Source organism: Burkholderia sp. HAN2018 (genome assembly GCF_024704855.1).
In the GTDB taxonomy this organism is placed as follows: domain Bacteria; phylum Pseudomonadota; class Gammaproteobacteria; order Burkholderiales; family Burkholderiaceae; genus Burkholderia; species Burkholderia cepacia.
The window spans coordinates 1-10,326 of sequence record NZ_QOBB01000238.1; the positions used below are offsets into that span (position 1 = coordinate 1).

Here is a 10,326-nt window from a genome sequence, read left to right on the forward strand (position 1 = left end):
CGCCCTGCCCGTTCAGGCGCCGGCCTTCGACACTGCGTAACGGTTAAAGCGAGGAAAGAGACGCAGCAAAACCGACCTTAAAACCGGACATCTCTAAATAGCTGGAAGGTGGACATCTGAATCCGGGTATGACATGTGTGTGGGTCCCAAGTTCAGATGTCGCGTTTCCGCTAAATAAAAATGTCGTGTTTTGGCCTGTAGGTTGATCGCCTGCACCCCTGGGAGCGCCGGCGATGAACGCGACTGGGACGATCACCATGACGATGCGCGAGCCGGATCGATTCAAGGTCATTCAGGACGTAGCCGACGGCAAGCTCAAACCATGGCGTGCAGCGGAACGGCTGGAATTGACGATCCGGCAGGTTCGCCGGTTGGTCGCCCGGTTACGTGAGCACGGCCCGGTGGGATTGGTATCGGGACACCGAGCGAAGCCCGGCAATAAGTGAGCAATACCAACGGGATCGAGTCGAGCGTTTCCCATGGATCCGGCGCTTCTTCGCGAGAAGATGATGACCGACCGCCAGAACGAGTCGCTCCGTGAACAGCTGCTCCGATTCGATATCGTCCCGCGACGCGGGATGAAATGCGATGCCGGGCTAAAACCAGCGCGCCCCGACCGAGATGCGCGCACACCGCGACGCGTGCACTCGAGCGCACCCTGCGAAGATCCACGCCCGCCTCCCCCTGCCGCGACACCCCGCCCGGCAACTACCACTACTGCCAGTACCTCCGCTGTCCGTGCCCCCTTACTCTTGTCGGCATCGCTGGCGCGCCGTCCGAGGCCGCGCCGCTTCGACCGGAGACACGACAGATGCCATTTGACTGGACGCAGGAACAGCATGCGACGCTCGCGCGCTTTCGCGACATCGGCACGGAGATCGCCGCGGCGGAACGCGACGCTCGCGCGCCTGCCGGATTCGATGCAGCCGGCTGGACCCGGCTCGGCCAGGAAGGACTGTGGGACATGATCGTGCCGGAGACCTACGGCGGCGACGGTCACGGCTGGTGGCACTTTTCCGCGGCGCTGGAGGGGCTTGCATCGACGATCCGCCGCCCGGCGCTGCTGTTGTCGGTGATCGCGCAGGCCGGCATGGTGCGCGCGCTCGAACGCTACGGCACGGCAACCCAGCAGGACCGCTATTTCGGCGCGATCCTGCGCGGCGAACTGAGCGCGACGGCGATCGCCGAACCGGGCACCGGCACCGATGTGCGCAGCATTGCGACGAAGCTGGTCGAGCACGGCGACGGCTACCGGCTGACCGGCAGCAAATTCAACATCGCGCACGCGCCGCTCGCGCGCTTCATCCTCGTCGTCACGCGTGTCGAAACGCTCGGCCGGCGTAATACGGCGCTCGTGATCGTCGACCGCGACCAGCCCGGCATGACCGTCGCGGCGCCCGACAGCAAGCTCGGCCTCGACGACCTGCCCACCGGCGCGCTGCATTTCGACGACTGCCCGATCGCGCGTGGCCAGCTGCTGGGCGAACCGGGCGCCGGGCTCGGCAACCTGATCGACATCATTTCGCTCGGCCGTCTCTACTACGGCCTCGTCGCCGCGCAGGTGACGGCGCCGTACCTGCGCGACGCAATCGCCTATTGCCGCGACCGGCGCAGCTTCGACAGCACGATCGACGCGCACCAGTACGTGCAGCGTCGCCTGGTCGACCTGCAGATCGGCATCGAGCGCGGCACGTGGCTCGCGCGCGGCGCGCTCGCGCAGTTGCTGACGGATCACCCGCAAGCGCTGATGTCCTGCTCGATCGCGAAGCTGGTCGGTGCGCAGGATCTCGTCGACGGCGCGCTCGGCCTCGTGCGGCTGTACGGCAGCCTCGGCTACCAGGCCGGGCCGGTGGCCGCATTCGCGTCGGACGCGCTGGGTTTCATGAGCGTCGGCGGAACCGAGGAAATGCATCGCAAGAACATCTTCAACCAGATGATGCGCGCCGGCTGAACGCCCGCCATCGACATGCGTACGACGCACCCTACAGGAATCCAAGCATGACAACGACCCACCGACGCCCTTCCCGCCTGCGCCGCTCCTGGCTGTTCCTCGCCGGCGCCGATCACGATGCGCTCGTCGACGGCGCCGCGAGCGGCGCGGACGTATTGATCCAGGAACTCGAGACCTTTACGCCGCCGGACCGGCGTCCGGCCGCGCGCGAACTCAGCGAGCGCGTGCTCGCGGGCTGGCGCGATGCCGGCATCCTCGCGTCCGTGCGCGTGAACCCGCTCGACGCGGGCGGCATCGACGACCTGCGCGCGGCGATGCGCGGCCGGCCGGACATCGTGATGATGTCGTACGTCGCGACGCCCGAGCAGGTCGTCGCGCTCGACGAAGCCGTCACGCGCTTCGAGCGCGAATACGATATCGCGCCCGGCTCGACGGAACTGGTGCCGAACATCGAGTCGACGCTCGGGCTCGTAAACACGATGGCGATCGCGCGTTCGAGCCCGCGCGTGTCGGCCGTGCTCGTCGCGACCGAGGACATGGTGGCCGACATGGGGGCCGAGCGCACCCGCGCGGGCCGCGAGCTCGACTATGTGCGTTCGCGCTTTCGCGTCGAATGCGCGGCCGTCGGCATTACCGCGATCGACTGCCCGTACAGCTATGCCGACAACGAAGGCGCGGAGCTCGACATGCGCGTGTCGCGCGGCCTCGGATACCAGGCCAAGGCGATTGTCAACGCGCAGTTCGTGCCGGTCGTCAATCGCGTGCTGACGCCGACGGCCGACGAAGTCGCCCTCGCCCGCCGCGTGATCGACGCGTTCGACACCGCCCGGCGCGCGTCCGGCGGCCGCCGCGTGGCCGCGGCCGTCGTCGACGGTTTCCTCGCGGAAGTCCCCGACTATCTCGCCGCGCACCGGCTGATCGCCCGCGCGACGCAATTCGGCATTGCCTGAGCCCGCCATGGATACGATCGCCACGCGCCTGAAGGCGCTGAAAACCCTCGCGCATGCGGCGCCGCACGTTCCGGCCGAGAACTGGCCCGACACGCCGCAAGCGCAATTCGAACGCTGGCTCGACGAGGCCGTTGCCGCAGGCGCCGTCGAACCGCAGGTGATGACGCTGTCGACGGTCCGCCCGGACGGGCGGCCCGACGCACGCTCCGTCGTACTGCTGAACGTCGACGCGCGCGGCTGGCATTTCGCGGCGAGCACGCGCAGCCCCAAGGGGCGCCAGATCGAAAACCGGCCGTTCGCCGCGCTGACGTTCTATTGGCCGGTGATCGCGAGCCAGGTCCGCCTGAGCGGCCCGGTCGAGCGGCTGCCGGCCGCCGAAGGCCGCGCCGATTTCGCGGGCCGCCCGGATCGGTCGCGCGCGAGCATCCTGGCCGGCCGGCAAAGCGAACGGCTCGACGATCCCGCCGACCTGACGCGCGCGATCGACGCGCAGCTCGCGCGGCTGGCCGCCGACCCCGCACTCGTGTCGGAGGACTGGCACCTGTACACGCTCGCACCGGACGAAGCCGAATTCTGGCGTGCCGACAGCGCACGCCGTTTTGCGCGGCAGGCGTACCGTCGTGACGGTCAGTGCTGGGAACGGTGTGCGCTATGGCCTTGAAATCCGCCGCACTCCCGTCGCGACCGGGCGGCACCCTGCACGACGGCATGAATGACCGGATGCACGAAGACACGCGCCTCATGCACGCGGGCCGCGACAGCGCGGCCTGGCACGGCTTCGTGAATCCGCCCGTCTACCATGCGTCGACTGTGCTCAGCCCGACGGTGTCCGATCTGCTGAACCGCACGCAGCCGTATATCTACGGCCGCCGTGGCACGCCGACGACCGACGCGCTCGAGCGCGCGGTGACGAGCCTCGAAGGCGGTGCCGGTGCGGTGCTGTGTCCGTCGGGCTTGTCAGCGTGCACGCTGGCGCTGCTGTCGTGCCTGAAGCCCGGCGATCACCTGCTGATGACCGCATCGGTCTACGGCCCGGTACGCCATGCGTGCGAAGGCGTGCTTGCACGGCTCGGCGTCGAGACGACCTGGTATGACGGCCGCACGCCCGTCGCTGCCGCATTCCGTGCGAATACGCGCGCGCTGTATGTCGAAGTGCCGGGTTCCTATACGTTCGACATGCACGATATCCCGGCGCTCGTCCGGCTCGCGCACGCACACGGCGCGCTGGTCGTCGCGGACAACAGCTGGGCCACGCCGTTCTTCTTTCAACCGCATGCGTTCGGCATCGACCTGTCGATCCAGGCCGGCACCAAGTACCTGGTCGGGCATTCCGATGCGATGCTCGGCACCGTGTCGGCCACCGAGCGCGCGTGGCCCGCGTTGAAGCAACTGCATGGCGATCTCGGACTGTGCGCGGGCCCCGACGACGTCTATCTCGCGCTGCGCGGGTTGCGCACGCTCGGCGTGCGGCTGCGGCAGCACCAGCGCAACGCACTGGCGGTCGCGAGCTGGCTCGCGACGCGCCCCGAAGTGCAGCGCGTGCTGTATCCGGCCCTCCCCGGCGACGACGGACATGCGCTGTGGCGCCGCGATTTCCGCGGCGCATCGGGGCTGTTCTCGGTCGTGCTGCAGCCGGCGCCGCCGCACGCGGTCGAAGCGTTTCTCGACCACCTCGCGCTGTTCGGGCTCGGTTATTCGTGGGGCGGCTACGAGAGTCTCGCGCTGCCGTTCGAGCTGGACGCGCACGGCCTTGCCGCGCGCTGGCCGGCCGGCAGCCGCGGCGTGCGCGTGCATGTCGGGCTCGAGGACCCGGACGACCTGATCGCCGATCTCGCGGCCGGTCTCGATCGTTATGCGGCGTGCGCGCGGCAGGCCGCCGCCTGCGAGGATGCCGCGCGATGCTGACCGTCTGGGGCCGCCGCACGTCGTTCAACGTGCAGAAGGTGTTGTGGCTCATCGGCGAGCTGGGCGTGCCGTACCGGCACATCGCGGCAGGCGGTGAACACGGTTCGCTGCAGACGCCCGCGTTCGCGGCGCTGAATCCGACCTGCCGGATTCCGGTGATCGACTGGGATGGCGACGTCGTGTGGGAGTCGCACACGATCCTGCGCTATCTCGCCGCGCGGGTGCCGAACAATCCGTTCTGGTGCCGCGACGCGTTCGCCCGTTCGCGCGCGGAGCGCTGGATGGACTGGTCGCAGACTGCGCTCGAACCCGACGTGATGACCGGGCTGTTCTGGGCGCTCGTGCGAACGCCGCCGGAGCGGCGCGACGATGCGCTCGTGCGCGACAAGGCCGCGCGCAGCGCGACGCATTTCCAGCTGCTCGACCGGCTGCTGTCGACCCAGCCCTTCCTGGGCGGTGCGACGCCGGGCCTGGCCGACATACCGGCCGGCGCGACGCTGTTCCGCTATTTCTCGCTCGACGTCGAGCGGCCGCCGTTGCCGCACGTCGAGGCCTGGTACGCCCGCCTGAGCCGACGCCCCGCCTATCGCGAACAGGTCATGGTGTCGTTCGACGCGTTGCGCGGCCAGCCGGGCTGACTCTGCGCGTGACGACTCACATAGCCTCGCGGTCTCACGAACTCACGACCCTCTCGACACGACATGACGCACTCCGCCCTTCGTCCGATCCTGATCGTCCTGCACCGCGAACAGTCGAGCCCCGGCCGGATCGGCCGGCTGCTTGCCGCCCGCGGCCATCCGCTCGACATTCGTCGTCCGCCGCTCGGCGATCCGCTGCCGGCGACGCTGGCCGACCATGCGGGCGCCGTGGTGTTCGGCGGCCCGATGAGCGCCAACGACGGCGATCGCTGGATTCAGGATGAAATCGACTGGATCGGTGTGCCGCTGCGCGAGGCGGTACCCTTTCTCGGTGTCTGTCTGGGGGCGCAGATGATGATCCGCCACCTGGGCGGCCGCGTGATCGCGCATCGCGACGGGCGCGCGGAAATCGGCTATTGGCCGATCGCCGCGACGCCCGCCGGCCGGCGCCTCGGGTCGTGGCCGTCGCACGTCTACCAGTGGCATCGCGAGGGCTTCGAACGCGTCGCCGGGCTCGAGATCCTCGCGACCGGCGAGCACTTCGAGAACCAGGCCGTGCGCTACGGACCGCGCGCATACGGCGTGCAGTTTCATCCGGAAGTGAGCTATCCGATGATGCGGCGCTGGAGTACGGCCGCCGCGCACAAGCTGTCGGCGCCCGGTGCGCAGGATCTCGCGACGCAGGCACGCGAAGGCCGGCGGCACGACCGCGCGACGGCCGCGTGGCTCAGCGCGTTTCTCGACCGCTGGCTCGACGATGCGCCCGCATCAGGTCGGCACGGTCACGTCGGAGATGCTGATCAGCCCCCACTCGACCGCTCGCAGCACGGCTTCGTGCCGACGTGACACGTTGAACTTGCGGCGGATGTTCATGAAGTGGAAATTGATGCACGACTCGGTCACGTTCAGGATGTGGCCGATTTCCCACGACGTCTTGCCGGCCGCGTGCCAGCGCAGGCATTCGACTTCCCGCCGGCTCAGCCGCGGCACGCTGTCGGGCGGTGCATGGCAGCGCGTGCCGGCGATCGCTTCGCACGCGACGTCGCGCAGCAGTGTCAGCGCCGCGAGATGGCGGTCGCAGTGCTCGCGCGTGGCGGCGAGCTCGTCGGTGCTCGCACACAACAGCATGCCGACCTCCCCCTTCGCGCCGCGCACCGGCAGCACGACGCCGCTGCGCATGCCGTACGCGGCCGCCGCTTCGTAACACGGGCGCTGCTCCGGCAGCGCGAACAGTGCGTCGTCCCAGACGAGCGGCAGTGCCGAACGGAAGCAATGCCGCAGCATCGGGTCGACGCGGTCGAACTGACGCTGCCGGTACAGCGCGGTCCAGCCGGGCACGCCGCTGCTCCATTTGCGCGCGAGATCGAACGACGCGCCGGTAAACGGCAACACGATCAGCACGACCTTGTCGAACCCCATTCCGGCGGCCGCGTCGGTCATTCTCTGCCATGACGCGTCCGTGTCGCCGGGTACCAACCACTTCAGACAATCCAGTCCATTCATACAAGCCACCCCGTTCGTTTAGTTGGAATCTGCAGCCAGGCGGACTTGCGCAACCGGTTCGAGACGTTGCGCGTGAACGGGCCGCGCTAGACCGCCTCGGCCAGACGTCGCCGGCCTGCCTGCCTTGCGTCGTCGAGCGACGCCGTCACGTCGAACGGAATGCCGAACGCCTTTTCGATGCCGGATGCGTTCGCGATGGCCGCTTCACGCTCGGCCGGGTCCGGTTCGATCGTGATGAGCGCACGGCAGACCGCGGCGAGCGAGGCGCGGTTCTGCTTGAGCCACATGCCGCGTTCCTTGCGGTCGTCGTGCGCTTCATCCGGGCGGGCCGGCGGAAAGATCATGACAAACGGCTCGCCGTGCCGCATCAGCGCGTGCATGTCGTCGAGCCAGCGCTGCGCGTAGCCGGCGGATGCGATCGCGTCGTTGCGCACGACGACGAACGGAAATTCCGCGACGTCGAACACGGCGAGCGTCGCCAGGTCGGGGGGCATGGCACCAGCGTGGTGAGTGGGCATCGGGTCAACCTCCATCGAATTGAACAGCATGGGTCGGAACGGGCCGCGCAGCGCCCGCTTCATCGTTTCGCGGCGGCGCCGGGGCCGAACGGCGGACGGGCGAGCCAGACCACCGCGATCACGGCGAGATACACGCAGCCGAGCGCGAACGAAACGTCGTTGAACGAGATCTGGTATGCCTGCGCATCGACCAGGTTGCCCAGCAGCGTCGCCGCGCGCTGCGGATCGCCGCCGCCGAGCCGCGCGACTTCGGCGCGCACGGCGGGGTCGAACGCGCTCACGTGCTCGCTGAGCTGCGCGTGGTGCAGGATCGCGCGCCGGTCCCACAGGAACGACGTGATCGACACCGCGAAGCTCGCGCCGAGCGTGCGCAGGAACGTCGACAGGCCGGAGCCGGCGGCGATCTCGTCCGGCTTCAGGTCGGACAGCAGGATGCTGTTGATCGGCATGATGAACAGTGCGAGGCCGAGGCCCTGCAGCAGCTGGATCAGCGCGATGTGCGTGAAGTCGATGTCGGGCACGAAACCCGCGCGCAGGAACGACGACGTGCCGAGGATCGCGAACGCGCAGCACACGAGCACGCGCATGTTGAAGCGCGGCGCGTACTTGCCCATGAACGGCGTCATCAGCACGGGGATCACGCCCATCGGCGCGACGGCGAGCCCGGCCCAGAACGCGGTGTAGCCGAGCGTGCGCTGCAGCCACTGCGGCACGATCACGTTGACCGCGAAGAACGCCGAATACGCGAGCACGAGCGTCAGCGTGCCGGCCGCGAAGTTGCGATGCGCGAAGAGCCGCAGGTTCACGATCGGGTTCGGCTCGTTGAGCTCCCAGATCAGGAACAGCGCGATGCCGAACGCGGCGACCACCGACATCACGACGATGAACGTCGAGTTGAACCAGTCGGCTTCGTTGCCCTTGTCGAGCACGATCTGCAGCGCGCCGACGCCCACGATCAGCGCGGCGAGGCCCACATAGTCGACGCGCGCGGCAACGGTCGTCTCGACGCGAGCGCGCATCTGCGCGAACACGCACATCGCGGCGAACACGCCGATCGGCAGGTTGATCAGGAACGCCCAGCGCCACGAGTAATGCTCGGTGACCCAGCCGCCGAACACGGGCCCCGCGATCGGCGCGACGACCGTGACCATCGCGATCATCGACAGCGCGAAACCGCGCCGCTGCGGTGGGTAGATCGACAGCATCAGCGCCTGCGTGGTCGGGATCATCGGCCCGGCCACCAGGCCCTGCAGCGCGCGGAACGCAACGAGCTGCGGCAGGTTTTGCGCGAGGCCGCACAGGAGCGACGCGAACGTGAACGCGAGCGTCGCCCACACGAACAGCCGCACCTGCCCGACGCGCTTGACGAGAAACCCGGTCAGCGGCAGCGCGATCGCATTGCTGACCGAGAACGTCGTGACGACCCACGCGCTCTGCGTCGTGCTCACGCCGAAGTTGCCGGCGATCGTCGGCAGCGACACGTTGGCGACGGTGCCGTCCAGCACCTGCATGAACACCGCGAGCGCGAGGCCGAAGGTCGTGAGCCCGACGCTCGACGGTCGAAAACCGCTGTCGGCGGCCGCCATCGGGCCGCTCATCGCACCGTCTCCGCGCGCGCTGCCGACGGCAGGTTCGCATGGATGACGTCGGCGATCAGGCCGTCGGCGCGGGCCAGCTCGTCGCGGTACACGTCGGTGCGGAAGACCGGCGCGCGCTGCTCGCGTCGCGACAGCATCGCGCCGCTGCGGTCGTGCTGGTCGACGCGTGCGTGCATCGACAGGCCGATGCGCAGCGGATGCGCGTCGAGCTGGGCCGGTTCCGTCAGCTCGATGCGCACCGGCAGCCGCTGCACGATCTTGATCCAGTTGCCGGTCGCGTTCTGCGCCGGCAGCAGCGAAAACGCGCTGCCGGTGCCGACGCCGAGGCTTTGCACGCGGCCGGTATAACGCACCGCGTCGCCGTACAGGTCGGCGGTCAGTTCGACCGGCTGCCCGATGCGCATGTGTTCGAGCTGCTTCTCGGTGAAGTTCGCATCGACCCACAGCTCGCGCAGCGGCACCACCGCCAGCAGCGGCACGCCGGGCGACACGCGCTGCCCGACCTGCACCGTGCGCTTCGCGACATAACCGGTGACGGGCGTGACGACGTCGGTGCGTGCATGCGCGAGGTACGCGGCGCGCAGCCGTTCGGCCGCGGCCTGCACGTCGGGGTGCGATGCGACCGCGGTGTCGTCGATCAGCGCCTTGCTCGTCTGGTGCTGCTCGCTCAACGTGGCGAGCGCGCTTTGCGCGGCCGCGTACGCGCTTTGCGCGGAGGTCAGCGTGTCGCGTGCATGCGCGAGTTCCTCGCGTGAAATCGCGCCGGAGCGGCCGAGATCCTCGCGGCGGCTGTAGTCGGCCTTCGCCTTGTCGAGCGCGGTGCGTCGCGAGTCGAGTTCGGCGCGCGCGCCGTCGATGCTGTTCGCCAGCCCGCGTTCGTTGCTGTACAGGCCGCGCACCTTGCGCACCGTTGCCGCGAGATCGGCCTGCGCGGTCGCGAGCGCGATCTGCGCGTCGCTCGGGTCGAGGCGTACGAGCGGCGTGCCGGCGCGGACGAGGTTGCCGTCGTCCGCGTCGATCGACACGACGGTGCCCGTCACCTGCGGCGTCAGCTCGACGACGTTGCCTTGCGCGTATGCGTTGTCGGTGGATTCGTACCAGCGTCCGACGATCACGTACCAGATGCCCCAGCCGAGGATGCCGAGCGCGAACACGGCGACGAGCGCGCGCACCAGATGCTTGCGCCGTGCCGGCGGTGCCGGCGGCGTCGCGGGTGCGGCACCGCCGGGTGCCGGTGGCGTGCGGGTGTCCGGCCCGCCAGGC

Annotated in this window: 10 protein-coding genes and 1 pseudogene; 7 read left to right on the top strand and 4 right to left on the bottom strand. The window is 69.1% G+C overall.

Going from position 1 to position 10,326, the window contains the following annotated elements; all coding sequences use genetic code 11:
* Nucleotides 1-233: 233 nt before the first annotated feature.
* The 7 genes and pseudogenes from DPV74_RS34580 to DPV74_RS34610 form a co-directional block, all read left to right on the top strand.
* A pseudogene (locus DPV74_RS34580) lies at nt 234-440 on the top strand (helix-turn-helix domain-containing protein); the annotation flags it as partial.
* Nucleotides 441-811: 371 nt separating this feature from the next.
* Nucleotides 812-1,951 (top strand): acyl-CoA dehydrogenase family protein, encoded by a 1,140-nt coding sequence (locus DPV74_RS34585; RefSeq protein ID WP_027787349.1) that lies wholly within the window; start codon nt 812-814, stop codon nt 1,949-1,951.
* Between the two features lie 47 nt (nt 1,952-1,998).
* Nucleotides 1,999-2,901, top strand: a complete 903-nt coding sequence (locus DPV74_RS34590) for a CoA ester lyase (protein WP_059488474.1) — start codon at nt 1,999-2,001, stop codon at nt 2,899-2,901.
* Nucleotides 2,902-2,908: 7 nt separating this feature from the next.
* Nucleotides 2,909-3,562, top strand: coding sequence for a pyridoxal 5'-phosphate synthase (locus DPV74_RS34595; protein ID WP_119338827.1), 654 nt, complete (start codon nt 2,909-2,911; stop codon nt 3,560-3,562).
* A 47-nt stretch (nt 3,563-3,609) separates the two neighbouring features.
* Nucleotides 3,610-4,806, top strand: a complete 1,197-nt coding sequence (gene metC, locus DPV74_RS34600) for a cystathionine beta-lyase (protein ID WP_205571964.1) — start codon at nt 3,610-3,612, stop codon at nt 4,804-4,806.
* Nucleotides 4,800-5,444, top strand: coding sequence for a glutathione S-transferase family protein (locus DPV74_RS34605; RefSeq protein WP_021160969.1), 645 nt, complete (start codon nt 4,800-4,802; stop codon nt 5,442-5,444). The genes metC and DPV74_RS34605 overlap by 7 nt, the downstream gene beginning before the upstream one ends.
* 63 nt (nt 5,445-5,507) lie before the next feature.
* Nucleotides 5,508-6,290 carry a glutamine amidotransferase gene (locus DPV74_RS34610; RefSeq protein WP_063805238.1) on the top strand — a complete coding sequence of 261 codons (783 nt, stop codon included), beginning with the start codon at nt 5,508-5,510 and terminating at the stop codon, nt 6,288-6,290.
* Here DPV74_RS34610 and DPV74_RS34615 read toward each other — a convergent pair.
* From DPV74_RS34615 to DPV74_RS34630, 4 genes are all read right to left on the bottom strand, one after another.
* On the bottom strand, nt 6,213-6,947 hold the full coding sequence (locus DPV74_RS34615) for an autoinducer binding domain-containing protein (RefSeq protein ID WP_080982137.1): 735 nt from the start codon (nt 6,945-6,947) through the stop codon (nt 6,213-6,215). The genes DPV74_RS34610 and DPV74_RS34615 overlap by 78 nt on opposite strands.
* 86 nt (nt 6,948-7,033) lie before the next feature.
* A complete protein-coding gene (locus DPV74_RS34620) occupies nt 7,034-7,441 on the bottom strand; it encodes a hypothetical protein (protein ID WP_063805237.1) in 408 nt (135 codons plus the stop codon).
* Between the two features lie 83 nt (nt 7,442-7,524).
* A complete protein-coding gene (locus tag DPV74_RS34625; RefSeq protein ID WP_059700335.1) occupies nt 7,525-9,063 on the bottom strand; it encodes a DHA2 family efflux MFS transporter permease subunit in 1,539 nt (512 codons plus the stop codon).
* On the bottom strand, nt 9,060-10,326 hold a 1,267-nt coding region (locus tag DPV74_RS34630), incomplete at its 5' end, for an HlyD family efflux transporter periplasmic adaptor subunit (protein WP_374709009.1). The genes DPV74_RS34625 and DPV74_RS34630, both read right to left, overlap by 4 nt.